Below are 16,603 nucleotides of genomic sequence, written 5' to 3' on the forward strand. Positions count from 1 at the left end.
TAACTGTCAAACCTTTCTCTCGGATAAAGGGACGATTTTTTATAAGGAGTTTGAATAACATTGACGACATTTCAAGAATTAGGATTAAGCCAAGAAGTGATGAAAGCGATCGAGCGGATGGGGTTTGAAGAGACGACTCCGATTCAAGCAAAGACGATTCCGCTCAGTCTGCAAAATAAAGACGTAATCGGTCAAGCGCAAACCGGAACGGGGAAAACGGCGGCGTTTGGCATTCCGATCGTAGAAAAAGTGGATGTGAAAAACGGCGCCATTCAGGCGCTTGTGGTCGCGCCGACGCGTGAGCTCGCCATCCAAGTATCAGAAGAGCTGTACAAAATCGGCGCCGTCAAGCGCGTGCGCGTTTTGCCGATTTACGGCGGTCAAGATATCGAGCGGCAAATCCGTGCTTTGAAAAAACATCCGCACGTGATCGTCGGGACGCCGGGCCGTATTATCGACCATATCAACCGCGGGACGCTCCGCCTTGAGCATGTGCATACGGTCGTTCTCGATGAGGCGGATGAAATGCTCAATATGGGCTTTATCGAAGATATTGAGGCGATTTTAAGCCATGTGCCGGCCGAGCGGCAGACGTTGCTGTTCTCGGCGACGATGCCGGATCCGATTCGCCGCATTGCCGAGCGCTTCATGAACGAGCCGGAACTTGTCAAAGTGAAGGCAAAGGAAATGACCGTGCCGAACATTCAACAGTACTACTTAGAAGTGCACGAGAAAAAGAAATTTGACATTTTGACGCGGCTTCTTGATATTCAGGCGCCGGAGCTCGCGATCGTGTTCGGCCGCACGAAGCGTCGTGTCGATGAGCTGGCGGAGGCGCTCAACTTGCGAGGCTATGCAGCGGAAGGCATTCACGGTGATTTAAGCCAAGCGAAACGGCTGTCGGTGCTGCGCAAGTTTAAGGAAGGTGCGATTGAAATTTTAGTGGCGACGGATGTTGCGGCGCGCGGCTTGGATATTTCCGGCGTAACGCACGTGTACAACTTTGATATTCCGCAAGACCCGGAAAGCTATGTCCACCGGATTGGGCGCACCGGGCGCGCCGGCAAGACAGGGGTGGCGATGACGTTTGTCACTCCAAGGGAGATCGGCCAGCTTCACCATATTGAGCGGACGACGAAGCGGAAAATGGAGCGGATGAAGCCGCCGACACTTGATGAGGCGCTCGAAGGCCAACAGCGTATCGCTATCGAAAAGCTTCTCAACGTCGTGGAGACCGAAAACCTGTCATTTTACAAACGGGCAGCGGAAGAATTGCTTGAAGAGCACGATTCGGTAACGATTGTCGCTGCCTGCTTGAAAATGTTGACGCGCGAGCCGGATACGACGCCGGTGCAATTGACGGAAGAGCCGCCTTTAGCGGTCAAGCGGGAGAAAAAACGGGGCGGCCGCCCGGACGGCTCAGCCCGCAGCCGGACGAAGAAACGGCGGATTACGGCGCATTAAGCGCCGTTTTTTCATAGCCGAGGCATGTAAAACGACGGCCACTTGGGGCGGATGAACAAAAAGGGGGCAAGCAGGCCGCCGACGGCGAAGCCAAATAGATGGGCCAATAAATTCCCATCTGGTGTCATGATGCCAAGCAGCAAATGAACCGCCATGACCGAAAGCAGCAACTGGGCGTGGCGGGGGGCGACTAAGTCGCGGCGGAATAGGGCGAGGTAGCTGTACATGCCAAACAAGGCGAAAATGGCGCCCGACGCCCCGACATGGGTGTACAGCGGCGGCAGAAGGAATAAAGTGGCGACATTGGCGCCGATTCCGCCTCCGATATACAGAAACAAAAACTTTCTTTTCCCAAGTGCGTGCTCCAGCCAGGGGCCAAACAGCCATAAGGACAAACTGTTGACGGCCATATGGTGGAAATCGCGATGCAGCACGATTGGGCTGACAAGCCGCCAGTACTCTCCATGGCGGATCGCGCCGTTCGTCCCGACGGCGTATTGCCAAATGGGTTCAAGCGCTGTCAAGGGAAGAGAAAACAACAGCCATGCGGCGATATGGACCAATAATAAGGCGGCAACGACGGGATAAAGGCGGACAAATGAGCGGACATCGCTTGCATGTTGAAACACGGGTTGGTCTCCCTTCTTCGCGGAAATGGGGCGTTTTTTATAAGCCATCTTATGCGGGTCTCTCATAAAAAATTTGTCGGACCATCAGGGCGGATAGGATAGGTGAGGAAGCAGTGATCGTCGGCATTGGCATTGATATTGTAGAGTTGGAACGGATCCGCTCCCTTCTTGAGCGGAGCCGCAAATTTCCAGAGCGAATTTTGACGCCGCGTGAAAAAGCGCAGTTTGGCGAGTTGCCGCCCGCAAGACAGGCAGAGTTTCTCGCTGGGCGATTTGCGGCTAAAGAAGCGTACGCCAAAGCGCTCGGAACGGGGATCGGGCGGCATCTATCGTTTCAAGACATCGAGATCGTTTCCGATGAGCACGGAAAGCCGAGCATTGCTGCCCGCCGCGATGGCGAGACGGTTCATCTGTCCATTTCCCATAGCCGCGATTACGCCGTCGCCCAAGTCGTCATTGAGCGCCTTGGACCGATGACGCCGGCTGATGCTTGCCATGGCTAGTCTGCATATTCCCGAAAGTTGTCTCATATATTGTAGTGCATGGGTAGAAATCGATATATGAGGCAAAGGGGTTGAAGCGATGGGCAGAAACGTGCTGATGGCGTTGGTCGGCATCATTTTTCTGTTTGCTTTGGCTGGCTGCGGGTCGAAATCGCAGGAAGAGGTGCTGAAGGCGCTTGATGAAAAGGTCGATGAGATGACGGGCTATCAGGCTGAGGCGAAAATGACGTTCCGCACCGGGGAAAAGCCGCAAGTGTATCATGTCGAAGTGTGGCACAAGCAGCCGTCCTACTACCGCGTCAGCTTGAAAAACGCCGACAAAGGACAAAGCCAAATGATTTTGCGCAATGACGAAGGGGTGTTCGTCTTCACGCCGGCGCTCAACAAAACCTTCAAGTTTGTGAGCGATTGGCCGAAAAACAGCAGCCAAGCGTATTTGTACGAATCGCTCGTCAAAGACATTTTGAGCGATTCGAAGGCGAAGTTTAAGGCGACGGACGATTACTATGTGTTTGAGACGAAAACGAACTACCCGAACAGCGAAGTCGTTCCAACCCAAGAGATTACACTGCGCAAAAAAGATTTGGCGCCCGTCTCGGTCAAAGTGATGGATACGGACCGGAAAGCGCTGTTGACGGTCGAGTTTTCCAACGTCGAGTTTAACAAAAAGTTTGATGATGACGCGTTTGATACAAAGAAAAACATGACTGGCGCCCGTCTTGAGGTGCCAACGATGGCCGAAGGAAAAGAGCAAGTGATGGCCGTCATGTACCCGAGTCAGCTTCCGAAAGGGGTTCAAGCGCTTGAGGAAAAAGAAGTGAAAGGTGAAAACGGCACGCGCGTCATTATGACATTTGGCGGCAAAAAATCGTTTACGCTCGTGCAAGAAAAAGCGGATGTGCTTCCGGCGACAAGCATTCCAGTTCTTGTCAACGGCGACCCGGTTGATTTAGGATTCACCATTGGCGCCCTCACCGACCGAACGTTGACATGGTGGTACAATGGGGCGGAGTTTACGCTCGCCTCGGACGATTTGACGCCGGAAGAAATGGTGATGGTCGCCAGCTCCGTGCAAGAAAAAGCGGCAAAATGACAGTGCGGATTTGCAAACGGGCGGCTCTCCGCGTTGAAGCGGAGAAGCTGCTTTTTGTTTTTGTGCAGAAGCAGTGAAGGCAGGCCAGTGGACGAATCGTTGCGATCTCCAATGTTTTCCGCCGTTTTTCTCATTTTTCCGCCGCTCATCCTATTCCTTCTTCCCTAGGAACATGGTAAACTAAAAAAGGAATCCAATCGATTCAAGCGCTTTCAAACTGGCTATGACTAGAAAGGCAGCGAGAGAGGATGGACGAGTTTCACCGCGATACGTGGGTGGAAATTGATTTGGACGCCATTTACGACAACGTCGCGAATTTGCGCCGCTTTTTGCCGGGGGGTACGCAAATTATGGCCGTTGTCAAGGCGAACGCCTACGGGCACGGCGATGCCCAAGTGGCGGCAACGGCGCTCGAAGCGGGCGCTTCCCGCTTGGCCGTCGCCTTTTTGGACGAGGCGCTTGCCTTACGAAAAAAAGGCATCGATGCCCCGATTTTAGTGCTTGGGGCGTCTCGTCCCGAGGATGTGGCGTTGGCCGCCGAACACCGCATCGCCTTAACCGTGTTTCGCTCTGATTGGCTCGAGAAGGCGTCATCGCTGTATAACGGTTCGACCCCGATTCATTTCCATTTAAAGATGGACACGGGAATGGGACGGCTTGGGGTGAAAGACGAAGAGGAGACAAAGCGAATAGCGGCCTTGATCGATCGCCATCCGCCCTTTGTGCTTGAAGGGGTGTATACGCATTTTGCGACCGCTGATGAAGTGAATACGGATTACTTTTCTTATCAATACGCCCGCTTTTTGCATATGCTTGACTGGCTGCCGTCGCGGCCGCCGCTCGTTCATTGCGCCAACAGCGCGGCGGCCCTTCGTTTTTCCGATCGAGCGTTCAACATGGTTCGCTTTGGCATTTCGATGTACGGGCTCGCCCCATCGCCGGACATCAAGCCGCTCCTCCCGTACGAATTGAAAGAGGCGTTTTCGCTCCATAGCCGCCTTGTACACGTCAAAAAACTGCAACCAGGCGAAAAGGTGAGCTACGGTGCGACGTACACCGCGCAGACGGAAGAGTGGATCGGCACGATTCCAATCGGTTATGCGGACGGCTGGCTGCGAAGGTTGCAGCACTTTCATGTGCTTGTTGGCGGGCAGCGGGCGCCGATCGTCGGCCGTATCTGCATGGACCAATGCATGATCCGCCTGCCGGAGCCGCTGCCTGTCGGGACGAAGGTGACATTAATTGGCCGCCAAGGGGACGAAGTCATTTCCATCGATGATGTCGCCCGCCATTTGGGCACAATCAATTATGAAGTGCCGTGCACGATCAGCTACCGGGTGCCCCGTATTTTTTTCCGAAATAAGCGTATAATGGAAGTGAGAAACGCCGTTGGCCGCGGATGAAGCGATGCATAATCTGCTTCGGAAGACAAAGGATAGAAAATGGAGAAATGACTTTGCAGCGCCGTTGTTTAATGGTATCATGAAGTGGAAGCAATCAATGGCTGCAGTTCGTGGAGGTGTATATTTGTGTCGGAATCTGGCGCAACAACGGAAATCGTCGTTCGTTTGCCGCAGTCGCTGCTGACAGAACTGGACGTGCTCGTAAAGCAGGAAAACGGCAACCGCAATGAACTCATTTATCAAGCGACGAAAATGTACATTCGCGAGCGGAAGAAACGGCAAATTCGCGAGGCGATGAGACGAGGCTACATGGAAATGGCGAAAATCAATTTATCTATCGCTTCTGAAGCGTTTCATGCTGAATACGAGGCCGACCACACCGTTGAACGCTTAGTTAGCGGGGGGTAATGCTTTGATTGTCAAACGTGGCGACGTGTATTTTGCGGACCTTTCCCCGGTTGTTGGCTCGGAGCAGGGCGGCGTGCGCCCCGTGTTGGTGATCCAAAACGATATCGGCAATCGTTTTAGCCCGACGGTGATTGTCGCGGCGATTACGGCGCAAATCCAAAAAGCGAAGCTGCCGACGCATGTCGAGATTGACGCGAAACGCTACGGGTTTGAACGCGATTCGGTCATTTTGCTTGAGCAAATTCGCACGATCGACAAGCAACGGCTGACCGATAAAATCACTCATTTGGACGATGAAATGATGGATAAAGTCGATGAGGCGCTGCAAATTAGCTTAGGACTGATCGACTTTTGATAGAGCGAAAAACCTTTGCTTTTGGCATAACAGCGAACAGGAGAAACGGCGTTTTCGGTTGCCAACGGGCGGCCGAGCGGATGGGGAAAGCGGCGTTGACGTGCGGCATCGGTCTTGATTATCGAGTGTTCACGTTGGTGAGACGGGCAGATCGGTCTTCCCGGAACGATCTGTCCTTCCATTTTCATCTATGTATACTGTTTCACAAAGCAGCTGCGTACAGGTAGCGCTTTTTTATTTTCCATGTCATTAAGGAGGGAATCGCTTGGCTAACGAACAGCGGCTCATTGAAGTCATTGCCGCCGAGCAGCAGCTGGCAGCGAAGCAAGTCGAAAACGTCATTGCGCTCCATCGAGAAGGAAACACGATCCCGTTTATCGCCCGCTACCGGAAAGAAATGACTGGGGCGCTCGATGAAGTGCAAATTTGTGAAGTACTTGAGAGATGGGAGTATTTGCAGCATTTAGAGCAACGGAAAGAGGAAGTGATTCGCCTCATTGATGAGCAAGGGAAGTTGACGGAAGAGTTAAAGCGCGACATTCTTGAGGCCACGAAGTTGCAACAAGTCGAAGATTTATACCGCCCATATCGGCAAAAGCGGCGCACGAAAGCAACAATCGCAAAAGAGAGAGGGCTTGAACCCCTTGCCGAATGGCTCCTTTCGTGTCCACCGGCCCCAACTCCGGAACAACAGGCCGAAATGTTCGTCAACGAAGATAAAGGAGTCGCAACCGTTGAAGAGGCGCTTCAAGGTGCGAAAGATATCATCGCCGAAAAAGTGGCAGATGACGCTGCTCTTCGTCAATGGGTGCGCGACGAGACGCGGCGGAAAGGAACGATTGCTTCGGTTGCCAAAGCGCCGGAAAAGGACGAAAAGAGTGTGTATGAAATGTACTACGACTACGAGGAGCCCCTCGCTAAAATCGTTCCGCACCGCGTGTTGGCGTTAAACCGTGGTGAAAAGGAAGAGGTGCTGCGCGTCTCGATCAAGGCGCCTGTTGAGGACATCATTCGCTATTTGCGGCGAAAAACAGTCGCTGATGAATCGTCCCCGGCCGCTCCCATCGTGGCAGAAGCGATCGAGGACGGATACAAGCGGCTGATGGAGCCTGCCATTGAACGCGACATCCGCAACGAGTTGACGGAGAAAGCGGAGGAGCGGGCCATCCATATTTTCGCTGAAAACTTGCGCAAACTGCTTCTCCAGCCGCCGCTCAAAGGAAAAACGGTGCTCGGCATCGACCCAGCCTATCGGACTGGGTGCAAGCTCGCCGTTGTCGACGAAACGGGGAAACTGCTTCGCATTGATGTGATCTATCCGCATCCGCCGCAAGAGCGAAAAGAAGAGGCGCGCGCGAAACTTCTTCGCCTGCTTGATGACTATCACGTTGATATGATCGCGATTGGCAACGGAACAGCATCTCGGGAAACCGAACAGTTTGTCGCCGACACGCTGAAGCATGTGCAACGCGATATCTTTTATTTGATTGTCAATGAAGCAGGAGCGAGCGTCTACTCTGCTTCCGACCTTGCACGCGCTGAGTTTCCCGGCCTGCAAGTTGAAGAGCGGAGCGCCGTCTCGATCGCCCGCCGCGTCCAAGACCCGCTCGCCGAGCTTGTCAAAATCGATCCAAAATCGGTCGGCGTCGGCCAATACCAGCACGATGTGTCGCAAAAAAAGCTTGCCGAGTCGCTTCGTTTCGTCGTCGAGACGGTCGTCAATCAAGTCGGTGTCAACGTCAACACTGCCTCCGTCTCCCTGCTTCAGTACGTGTCCGGGCTCACGAAAACCGTTGCAGAAAACATCGTCAAGCGTCGCGAAGAGCAAGGGAAATTCCGCAACCGCGAAGAGTTGAAAACGATTCCTCGGCTCGGAGCGAAAACGTACGAGCAGTGCATCGGTTTTTTGCGCATCATTGATGGCGACGAACCGCTTGACCGCACGCCGATTCACCCCGAGCGGTACGCGGAAGTGAAGCAACTGTTGCGTAAGTTAGGATTTACGACCGCCGCCATTGGCAGTGATGAACTGCGCCAGGCGCTGCAAGCCGTCGAGGTCGAGACGGTGGCTGCCGAGCTCGGCATCGGAGAACTGACGTTGCGCGACATCATTGACGCGTTGTGCCGCCCAGAGCGCGACCCGCGCGACGAGCTGCCCAAGCCGCTATTACGCAAAGATGTGTTGAAGATGGAAGATTTGAAGCCAGGCATGGAGCTGGAAGGAACCGTGCGCAACGTCGTTGACTTCGGCGCCTTTGTCGACATTGGGGTCAAACAGGACGGGCTCGTGCACATTTCCAAACTAAGCAAACAATACGTGCGCCATCCGCTCGATGTCGTTTCGGTCGGCGACGTCGTCAAAGTATGGGTCGAGCATGTCGATGTGGCGAAGGGAAGAATATCGCTGTCGATGGTGCCGCCGAAAGAGTGAAATGGAGAAAGCACTGCCTTAGGAGCAGTGTTTTCTCCGATAAAAAAACCAGCATTGGTTCAACAGTTTAATTTGCTCACGGTTTTTCTCATAGTAGGCTCGTCTCATCTGATTTTTCAGCCATGTAGGCAAAATCAGTCACCTCCCTGACAGTGGAAAGGTAATATATGTGTATGTAATGGTGAATTGTCCTGTGCCAAAAGATGAAGGAGAGACCCGCCATGGACCAAAAGCAGCTGCAAGCCCTTGTCGAACAAATTTCCATTCGCGTGTTCGGCAAGCCGTTCCGCCATACCGCTTTCTTCAACCCTCGTTTGCGCACCACCGGCGGGCGCTACATGTTGCAAACGCACAACATTGAGCTCAATAAAAAACATTACGAGCAGTTCGGCGAGGAAGAATTGATCGCCATCATCAAACACGAGCTTTGCCATTACCACTTGCACCTTGAGGGAAAAGGCTACCGCCACCGCGACCGCGACTTCCGCGAACTGCTGCAAAAAGTGGGGGCGCCTCGCTATTGTCGTCCGCTTGCTCGAAATACAAAAGCGCCGAAAACGATCTACACATACATTTGCACGTCATGCGGCCTCACCTACCGCCGCAAAAGACGGATCAACATAGACCGTTATGTTTGCGGCCGCTGCCGAAGCAAGCTCAAACGATCCTAGACTCCCATGACAGAAAAATTTGGTTGCCATCGGAAGGATGAAAATATCTCTATGTCGAATATTACGGTTTTACACATTTTGAAGCTCAGGTATTTTCAGAGTAGATGCAATTTGAAACTTTAACATTTGCAGCTTTTACATAGCCCCGGCATTTGATCGACTGTCGGGCGACTGAACAACGCCGCTTTCAGACCCATGCATGGGTCTGTGAAGCGGGTGGTTGTTCGGTCTTCCGTCACGCCTTGGTGTTCGTCAGTCGAGAAAATAGACAAGCTACCTTTTCGTCAAGAATTGTTAAACTATAATGTCCAGTCAACGCCAATAATCAAACAAAACATTTTGCGAAAAAAGGTTGACAATCAGGATGATCGTGTGCTAAATTATAAAAGCCGTCGCTAAACGGCGGAAAACAGCAGAGGAAGTTGCGGGAAAACGTATTGACAAACGACAAGTTGCTCAATATAATAAACAATGTCGATTGTCAAACATCATTCCGCAATAGCTCAGCGACGAGCCTCACATCTTCGAATTGGCTGCGAGTTGCCTCGACGCATCTCGCTTCCTTGAATTAGCTGGCAGAGGAAGAGGCAACGAGCACATCGTAAAGATATGCATGACATATAATTTTCTCATCATTCCGCAATAGCTCAGCGGTAGAGCAACCGGCTGTTAACCGGTAGGTCGTAGGTTCGAATCCTACTTGCGGAGCCATTTCTTTGGAGAAGTACCCAAGTGGCTGAAGGGGACGGTTTGCTAAACCGTTAGGTCGTGGCTTTACGGCGCGCGGGTTCAAATCCCGCCTTCTCCGCCACTCCAATACGTATATGCGTGGCCCGTTGGTCAAGTGGTTAAGACACCGCCCTTTCACGGCGGTAACACGGGTTCGAATCCCGTACGGGTCACTGAATAGCGCGGGGTGATCCCCGCGATTTGTGGTCCCGTAGTGTAGTGGTTAACATGCCTGCCTGTCACGCAGGAGATCGCGGGTTCGAGTCCCGTCGGGACCGCCATTGCACTAAATCGCTGGGCCATAGCCAAGCGGTAAGGCAACGGACTTTGACTCCGTGATGCGCTGGTTCGAATCCAGCTGGCCCAGCCATTTTTATGTGTTAAATACATGAGCCATTAGCTCAGTAACGAGCGCTACATCTTCGGGTTCGCTTCGAGTTGCCCCGACGCATCTAGCTTCCTTGAACAGACTGGCAGAGGAAGGGGCAGGTAGAGCTAGATAATTACTTGGGATGTTTTCCAAACTATGAGCCATTAGCTCAGTAACGAGCGCTACATCTTCGAGTTCGCTTCGAGTTGCCCCGACGCATCCAGCTTCCTTGAACAGACTGGCAGAGGAAGGGGCAGGTAGAGCAACGAGCTTTGCATCACCGAGTTTGCTTCGAGTTGTCCCGACGCATCCTGCATCTTCGAATATGCTAGCAGAGGAAGGGACATCGTTCACTGTGAGTGTATACCCAACCATGAGCCATTAGCTCAGTAGGTAGAGCATCTGACTTTTAATCAGAGGGTCGGAGGTTCGAGTCCTCCATGGCTCACCATATTAGCGGGTGTGGCGGAATTGGCAGACGCACCAGACTTAGGATCTGGCGCCTCACGGCGTGGGGGTTCAAGTCCCTCCACCCGCACTGATTAGTCGATATGCGGTCGTGGCGGAATGGCAGACGCGCTAGGTTGAGGGCCTAGTGGGGGCGACCCCGTGGAGGTTCAAGTCCTCTCGACCGCATTTTTTAGATAAACTATTGACAGCAACACAGTGAGTTGCTAAAATGTAATCCGTCTCTTTGGTGCAATAATCTATTGCGCTCGTAGCTCAATTGGATAGAGCATCTGACTACGGATCAGAAGGTTAGGGGTTCGAATCCTCTCGAGCGCGCCATCATCGGGAAGTAGCTCAGCTTGGTAGAGCACATGGTTTGGGACCATGGGGTCGCAGGTTCAAATCCTGTCTTCCCGATTTTGTTAAACTAAATATTATGCGGGTGTAGTTTAGTGGTAAAACCTCAGCCACGAGCCTTCACTTCGCCGAATACGCTTCGAGTTGCCCCGACGCATCCAGCTTCTTTGAATCAGCTGGCAGAGGAAGGGGCATGAAAGATTGTGATGGGTGTTTCATCAAAAATTATGCGGGTGTAGTTTAGTGGTAAAACCTCAGCCTTCCAAGCTGATGTCGTGGGTTCGATTCCCATCACCCGCTCCATGAAGAGTCCATAGGATTATTTCGTTCCTTGAAAACTGAACGAAACGAAGCGCGACGAAAAGCGGAGGTCCGCGGGTCGCCGCGACGGGCAAATGTTCTTCACCCGTAGGGGTGCTTGCACCCCGAGGGGGAAGGTTATTTGACCCCGAGCGGCGGCGGACCGAAGCTAGACAATTCGAAAAGCGGAGGCCGCTTGCCTATCGGCGAAACGCGCTGAGTGGCCCGCGAGGAGGCTGTCGCCGCCGCAGTGGGACACGAAGCGTCGCAAGCCGATAGCGGCCGAAGCTAGACAATGCGGAAAGCGGAGGCCGTTTAGCGCCTTTGGTGCTGCGGCCGAAGCAAAAAGCCAATCAACTTTCTTTTGGAGAGTTTGATCCTGGCTCAGGACGAACGCTGGCGGCGTGCCTAATACATGCAAGTCGAGCGGACCGGATCGGAGCTTGCTCTGGTTTGGTCAGCGGCCGACGGGTGAGTAACACGTGGGCAACCTGCCCGCAAGACCGGGATAACTCCGGGAAACCGGAGCTAATACCGGATAACACCGAAGACCGCATGGTCTTTGGTTGAAAGGCGGCCTTTGGCTGTCACTTGCGGATGGGCCCGCGGCGCATTAGCTAGTTGGTGAGGTAACGGCTCACCAAGGCGACGATGCGTAGCCGGCCTGAGAGGGTGACCGGCCACACTGGGACTGAGACACGGCCCAGACTCCTACGGGAGGCAGCAGTAGGGAATCTTCCGCAATGGGCGAAAGCCTGACGGAGCGACGCCGCGTGAGCGAAGAAGGCCTTCGGGTCGTAAAGCTCTGTTGTGAGGGACGAAGGGGCGCCGTTCGAAGAGGGCGGCGCGGTGACGGTACCTCACGAGGAAGCCCCGGCTAACTACGTGCCAGCAGCCGCGGTAATACGTAGGGGGCGAGCGTTGTCCGGAATTATTGGGCGTAAAGCGCGCGCAGGCGGTCCCTTAAGTCTGATGTGAAAGCCCACGGCTCAACCGTGGAGGGTCATTGGAAACTGGGGGACTTGAGTGCAGGAGAGGAGAGCGGAATTCCACGTGTAGCGGTGAAATGCGTAGAGATGTGGAGGAACACCAGTGGCGAAGGCGGCTCTCTGGCCTGCAACTGACGCTGAGGCGCGAAAGCGTGGGGAGCAAACAGGATTAGATACCCTGGTAGTCCACGCCGTAAACGATGAGTGCTAAGTGTTAGAGGGGTCACACCCTTTAGTGCTGCAGCTAACGCGATAAGCACTCCGCCTGGGGAGTACGGCCGCAAGGCTGAAACTCAAAGGAATTGACGGGGGCCCGCACAAGCGGTGGAGCATGTGGTTTAATTCGAAGCAACGCGAAGAACCTTACCAGGTCTTGACATCCCCTGACAACCCAAGAGATTGGGCGTTCCCCCTTCGGGGGGACAGGGTGACAGGTGGTGCATGGTTGTCGTCAGCTCGTGTCGTGAGATGTTGGGTTAAGTCCCGCAACGAGCGCAACCCTCGCCTCTAGTTGCCAGCATTCAGTTAGGCACTCTAGAGGGACTGCCGGCGACAAGTCGGAGGAAGGTGGGGATGACGTCAAATCATCATGCCCCTTATGACCTGGGCTACACACGTGCTACAATGGGCGGTACAAAGGGCTGCGAACCCGCGAGGGGGAGCGAATCCCAAAAAGCCGCTCTCAGTTCGGATTGCAGGCTGCAACTCGCCTGCATGAAGCCGGAATCGCTAGTAATCGCGGATCAGCATGCCGCGGTGAATACGTTCCCGGGCCTTGTACACACCGCCCGTCACACCACGAGAGCTTGCAACACCCGAAGTCGGTGAGGCAACCCGCAAGGGAGCCAGCCGCCGAAGGTGGGGCAAGTGATTGGGGTGAAGTCGTAACAAGGTAGCCGTACCGGAAGGTGCGGCTGGATCACCTCCTTTCTAAGGACGAAAAGCGGAGGCCGCCCGCTTATCGGCGAGGTGCGCTGGAGGGCCTGCGAGGAGGCTGTCGCCGCCGCAGCAGGACCGAAGCGTCGCGAGCCGATGGCGGCCGGAGCTAGACAATCCGAAAAGCGGAGGCCGTAATGGCGGCCAACTGTCGATACACAGCGCTTTCGTTTCGTTCGGTTTTGAGGGAATGAGAAATTCCTTCACTTGTTTTGCGCCTGCGTCTTCCAGCAGATTCAAGGAAGATGGATTCCTCGGCGCAAAGCTGCAAGGAAGCAGACTCAAGGCAGTCGCTTCGTTCAGTTTTGAAGGAATGAAAAGTTCCTTCAAAAGCGCCTGTGCCTGCGTCTGCTAGCAGGTTCAGGGAAGCAAGATTCCTCGGCACAAAGCCGCAAGGAAGTTTGTTCAAAGAAGTCGCTTTGCGTCTACAAGCGGATTCGGAGAAGCCGAATTCCTCGACGCAAACCAGCGAAGAAGCGAATTCAAAGGAGCTACTTCGTTCCTTGAAAACTAGATAACCGAGTAACATAAGGAAGAAGCCGAGAGCGCAATAGGTTAAGCTGGAAAGGGCGCACGGTGGATGCCTTGGCACTAGGAGCCGATGAAGGACGGGGCAAACGCCGAAACGCTTCGGGGAGCTGTAAGCAAGCGTTGATCCGGAGATGTCCGAATGGGGGAACCCACTGTCCGTAATGGGGCAGTATCCATGCCTGAATCCATAGGGCATGGAGGGCACACCCGGGGAACTGAAACATCTTAGTACCCGGAGGAGAAGAAAGCAACCGCGATTCCCTGAGTAGCGGCGAGCGAAACGGGAACAGCCCAAACCAAGAGGCATGTCCTCTTGGGGTTGTAGGACCGCTCACGATGGGAGTGAGAAAGGGACGGGGTAGACGAACCGGTCTGGAACGGCCGGCCAGAGAAGGTGAGAGCCCTGTAGTCGAAACTTCGTTCCCTCCCGAGCGGATCCTGAGTACGGCGGGACACGAGGAATCCCGTCGGAAGCAGGGAGGACCATCTCCCAAGGCTAAATACTCCCTAGTGACCGATAGTGCACCAGTACCGTGAGGGAAAGGTGAAAAGCACCCCGGGAGGGGAGTGAAAGAGAACCTGAAACCGTGTGCCTACAAGTAGTCAGAGCCCGTTGATGGGTGATGGCGTGCCTTTTGTAGAATGAACCGGCGAGTGACGATGGCGTGCGAGGTTAAGCCGAAGAGGCGGAGCCGCAGCGAAAGCGAGTCTGAACAGGGCGTCAAGTACGTCGTCGTCGACCCGAAACCAGGTGATCTACCCATGTCCAGGGTGAAGGCCGGGTAACACCGGCTGGAGGCCCGAACCCACGCACGTTGAAAAGTGCGGGGATGAGGTGTGGGTAGGGGTGAAATGCCAATCGAACTTGGAGATAGCTGGTTCTCCCCGAAATAGCTTTAGGGCTAGCCTCGGGTTTAGGAGTCTTGGAGGTAGAGCACTGATTGGGCTAGGGGCCCAAAACGGGTTACCGAACCCAGTCAAACTCCGAATGCCAATGACTTATGCCCGGGAGTCAGACCGCGAGTGATAAGATCCGTGGTCGAGAGGGGAACAGCCCAGACCGCCAGCTAAGGCCCCGAAGTGCACGTTCAGTGGAAAAGGATGTGGAGTTGCCGAGACAACCAGGATGTTGGCTTAGAAGCAGCCACCATTTAAAGAGTGCGTAATAGCTCACTGGTCGAGTGACTCTGCGCCGAAAATGTACCGGGGCTAAACGTGCCGCCGAAGCTGCGGGATGACCGTTGGTCATCGGTAGGGGAGCGTTCTAAGGGCAGAGAAGCCAGACCGGAAGGACTGGTGGAGCGCTTAGAAGTGAGAATGCCGGTATGAGTAGCGAAAACAGAGGTGAGAATCCTCTGCGCCGAAAGCCTAAGGGTTCCTGAGGAAGGTTCGTCCGCTCAGGGTTAGTCGGGACCTAAGCCGAGGCCGAAAGGCGTAGGTGATGGACAACAGGTTGAGATTCCTGTACCACCTTCTTCCCGTTTGAGCGATGGGGGGACGCAGGAGGATAGGGCGAGCAGGCGGCTGGAAGAGCCTGTCCAAGCCGTGAGGCTGATCCGCAGGCAAATCCGCGGATCATAAGGCTAAGCGGTGACGGCGACGGATGGATCCGGAAGTCCCCGATTTCACACTGCCAAGAAAAGCCTCTAGCGAGGGAAGAGGTGCCCGTACCGCAAACCGACACAGGTAGGCGAGGAGAGAATCCTAAGGCGCGCGGGAGAACTCTCGTTAAGGAACTCGGCAAAATGACCCCGTAACTTCGGGAGAAGGGGTGCTCTTTGGGGTGAAGAGCCCTGAAGAGCCGCAGTGAAAAGGCCCAAGCGACTGTTTATCAAAAACACAGGTCTCTGCGAAGCCGAAAGGCGACGTATAGGGGCTGACACCTGCCCGGTGCTGGAAGGTTAAGGGGAGCGCTTAGCGGAAGCGAAGGTGCGAACCGAAGCCCCAGTAAACGGCGGCCGTAACTATAACGGTCCTAAGGTAGCGAAATTCCTTGTCGGGTAAGTTCCGACCCGCACGAAAGGTGTAACGACTTGGGCGCTGTCTCAACGAGAGACCCGGTGAAATTATACTACCTGTGAAGATGCAGGTTACCCGCGACAGGACGGAAAGACCCCGTGGAGCTTTACTGCAGCCTGATATGGAATTTTGGTATCGCTTGTACAGGATAGGTGGGAGCCTGGGAAGCCGGAGCGCCAGCTTCGGTGGAGGCGACGGTGGGATACCACCCTGGCGGTATTGAAATTCTAACCCGCACCCCTTAACGGGGTGGGAGACAGTGTCAGGTGGGCAGTTTGACTGGGGCGGTCGCCTCCCAAAAGGTAACGGAGGCGCCCAAAGGTTCCCTCAGAATGGTTGGAAATCATTCGGAGAGTGCAAAGGCACAAGGGAGCTTGACTGCGAGACGGACAGGTCGAGCAGGGACGAAAGTCGGGCTTAGTGATCCGGTGGTTCCGCATGGAAGGGCCATCGCTCAACGGATAAAAGCTACCCCGGGGATAACAGGCTGATCTCCCCCAAGAGTCCACATCGACGGGGAGGTTTGGCACCTCGATGTCGGCTCATCGCATCCTGGGGCTGTAGTCGGTCCCAAGGGTTGGGCTGTTCGCCCATTAAAGCGGTACGCGAGCTGGGTTCAGAACGTCGTGAGACAGTTCGGTCCCTATCCGTCGCGGGCGGAGGAAATTTGAGAGGAGCTGTCCTTAGTACGAGAGGACCGGGATGGACGCACCGCTGGTGTACCAGTTGTCCCGCCAGGGGCACCGCTGGGTAGCTATGTGCGGACGGGATAAGCGCTGAAAGCATCTAAGCGTGAAGCCCCCCTCAAGATGAGATTTCCCACCGCGTGAAGCGGGTAAGATCCCTCGAAGATGACGAGGTCGATAGGTCCGAGGTGGAAGCGTGGCGACACGTGGAGCTGACGGATACTAATCGATCGAGGGCTTAACCAAGAAAAGCGCAGGCGAGCGGGTCGCCGCGACGGG

Annotated in this window: 10 protein-coding genes, 11 tRNA genes and 2 rRNA genes; 21 read left to right on the forward strand and 2 right to left on the reverse strand. The window is 54.5% G+C overall.

What is annotated here, in order from left to right; genetic code table 11:
* The first annotated feature begins 99 nt into the window (after positions 1–99).
* Positions 100–1,464, forward strand: a complete 1,365-nt coding sequence (locus GYMC52_RS01245; RefSeq protein WP_396231437.1) for a DEAD/DEAH box helicase — start codon at positions 100–102, stop codon at positions 1,462–1,464.
* Between the two features lie 11 nt (positions 1,465–1,475).
* On the opposite strand, the gene GYMC52_RS01250 is transcribed toward GYMC52_RS01245, so the two are convergent.
* Positions 1,476–2,093, reverse strand: a complete 618-nt coding sequence (locus GYMC52_RS01250) for a rhomboid family intramembrane serine protease (RefSeq protein WP_013522799.1) — start codon at positions 2,091–2,093, stop codon at positions 1,476–1,478.
* Positions 2,094–2,206: 113 nt separating this feature from the next.
* On the opposite strand from GYMC52_RS01250, the gene acpS reads away from it, so the two are divergent.
* The 6 genes from acpS to GYMC52_RS01280 all read left to right on the forward strand — a co-directional run bounded on the left by acpS (position 2,207) and on the right by GYMC52_RS01280 (position 8,286).
* Complete coding sequence (gene acpS / locus GYMC52_RS01255) at positions 2,207–2,596, forward strand: holo-ACP synthase (protein WP_011229738.1); 390 nt, start codon at positions 2,207–2,209, stop codon at positions 2,594–2,596.
* 79 nt (positions 2,597–2,675) lie between these two features.
* Positions 2,676–3,689 (forward strand): LolA family protein, encoded by a 1,014-nt coding sequence (locus GYMC52_RS01260; RefSeq protein ID WP_013522800.1) that lies wholly within the window; start codon positions 2,676–2,678, stop codon positions 3,687–3,689.
* Between the two features lie 248 nt (positions 3,690–3,937).
* Positions 3,938–5,092, forward strand: coding sequence for an alanine racemase (alr, locus tag GYMC52_RS01265; RefSeq protein WP_013522801.1), 1,155 nt, complete (start codon positions 3,938–3,940; stop codon positions 5,090–5,092).
* 126 nt (positions 5,093–5,218) lie between these two features.
* Entirely contained in the window at positions 5,219–5,500 is a 282-nt protein-coding gene (locus GYMC52_RS01270) for a CopG family ribbon-helix-helix protein (RefSeq protein ID WP_013144044.1), read from the forward strand.
* A 4-nt stretch (positions 5,501–5,504) separates the two neighbouring features.
* Positions 5,505–5,855 (forward strand): type II toxin-antitoxin system endoribonuclease NdoA, encoded by a 351-nt coding sequence (ndoA, locus tag GYMC52_RS01275; protein WP_003253417.1) that lies wholly within the window; start codon positions 5,505–5,507, stop codon positions 5,853–5,855.
* Positions 5,856–6,120: 265 nt separating this feature from the next.
* Complete coding sequence (locus GYMC52_RS01280; protein ID WP_013522802.1) at positions 6,121–8,286, forward strand: Tex family protein; 2,166 nt, start codon at positions 6,121–6,123, stop codon at positions 8,284–8,286.
* Between the two features lie 18 nt (positions 8,287–8,304).
* On the opposite strand, the gene cmpA is transcribed toward GYMC52_RS01280, so the two are convergent.
* Positions 8,305–8,418 (reverse strand): cortex morphogenetic protein CmpA, encoded by a 114-nt coding sequence (gene cmpA / locus GYMC52_RS19115; RefSeq protein ID WP_013144046.1) that lies wholly within the window; start codon positions 8,416–8,418, stop codon positions 8,305–8,307.
* Positions 8,419–8,507: 89 nt separating this feature from the next.
* Between cmpA and GYMC52_RS01285 the strand changes: the two genes are divergently transcribed.
* The 14 genes from GYMC52_RS01285 (at position 8,508) to GYMC52_RS01360 (ending at position 16,570) form a co-directional block, all read left to right on the forward strand.
* The gene (locus GYMC52_RS01285; RefSeq protein WP_013144047.1) at positions 8,508–8,957 is read left to right on the forward strand and encodes a SprT family protein; all 450 of its coding nucleotides are present in this window, start codon (positions 8,508–8,510) and stop codon (positions 8,955–8,957) included.
* A 636-nt stretch (positions 8,958–9,593) separates the two neighbouring features.
* A tRNA-Asn gene (locus GYMC52_RS01290) sits at positions 9,594–9,668 on the forward strand.
* Between the two features lie 7 nt (positions 9,669–9,675).
* Positions 9,676–9,768 (forward strand) — tRNA-Ser (locus tag GYMC52_RS01295).
* A 19-nt stretch (positions 9,769–9,787) separates the two neighbouring features.
* Positions 9,788–9,859: transfer RNA gene (locus GYMC52_RS01300), tRNA-Glu, on the forward strand.
* A 32-nt stretch (positions 9,860–9,891) separates the two neighbouring features.
* Positions 9,892–9,967: transfer RNA gene (locus GYMC52_RS01305), tRNA-Asp, on the forward strand.
* Between the two features lie 14 nt (positions 9,968–9,981).
* Positions 9,982–10,056: transfer RNA gene (locus GYMC52_RS01310), tRNA-Gln, on the forward strand.
* A 375-nt stretch (positions 10,057–10,431) separates the two neighbouring features.
* Positions 10,432–10,507, forward strand: a tRNA-Lys gene (locus tag GYMC52_RS01320).
* A gap of 5 nt (positions 10,508–10,512) precedes the next feature.
* A tRNA-Leu gene (locus GYMC52_RS01325) sits at positions 10,513–10,594 on the forward strand.
* A gap of 15 nt (positions 10,595–10,609) precedes the next feature.
* Positions 10,610–10,692: transfer RNA gene (locus GYMC52_RS01330), tRNA-Leu, on the forward strand.
* A 76-nt stretch (positions 10,693–10,768) separates the two neighbouring features.
* Positions 10,769–10,845 (forward strand) — tRNA-Arg (locus GYMC52_RS01335).
* Positions 10,846–10,849: 4 nt separating this feature from the next.
* Positions 10,850–10,923 (forward strand) — tRNA-Pro (locus GYMC52_RS01340).
* 169 nt (positions 10,924–11,092) lie between these two features.
* Positions 11,093–11,166, forward strand: a tRNA-Gly gene (locus tag GYMC52_RS01345).
* A 358-nt stretch (positions 11,167–11,524) separates the two neighbouring features.
* A 16S ribosomal RNA gene (locus tag GYMC52_RS01350) occupies positions 11,525–13,082 on the forward strand.
* 559 nt (positions 13,083–13,641) lie between these two features.
* Positions 13,642–16,570 (forward strand): 23S ribosomal RNA (locus GYMC52_RS01360).
* Together the 16S and 23S rRNA genes with 11 tRNA genes alongside form the textbook arrangement of a ribosomal RNA operon.
* Positions 16,571–16,603 lie beyond the last annotated feature (33 nt).

Origin of the sequence: Geobacillus sp. Y412MC52, from assembly GCF_000174795.2 — a bacterium.
GTDB classification, from domain to species: Bacteria; Bacillota; Bacilli; order Bacillales; family Anoxybacillaceae; genus Geobacillus; species Geobacillus thermoleovorans.

What these genes read in the sequence shown, in the direction of transcription:
- GYMC52_RS01260 (WP_013522800.1), top strand. Translation starts at nt 2,676, where the DNA reads ATGGGCAGAAACGTGCTGATGGCGTTGGTCGGCATCATTTTTCTGTTT.
- GYMC52_RS01245 (WP_396231437.1), top strand. Translation starts at nt 100, where the DNA reads ATGAAAGCGATCGAGCGGATGGGGTTTGAAGAGACGACTCCGATTCAA.
- GYMC52_RS01285 (WP_013144047.1), top strand. Translation starts at nt 8,508, where the DNA reads ATGGACCAAAAGCAGCTGCAAGCCCTTGTCGAACAAATTTCCATTCGC.
- alr (WP_013522801.1), top strand. Translation starts at nt 3,938, where the DNA reads ATGGACGAGTTTCACCGCGATACGTGGGTGGAAATTGATTTGGACGCC.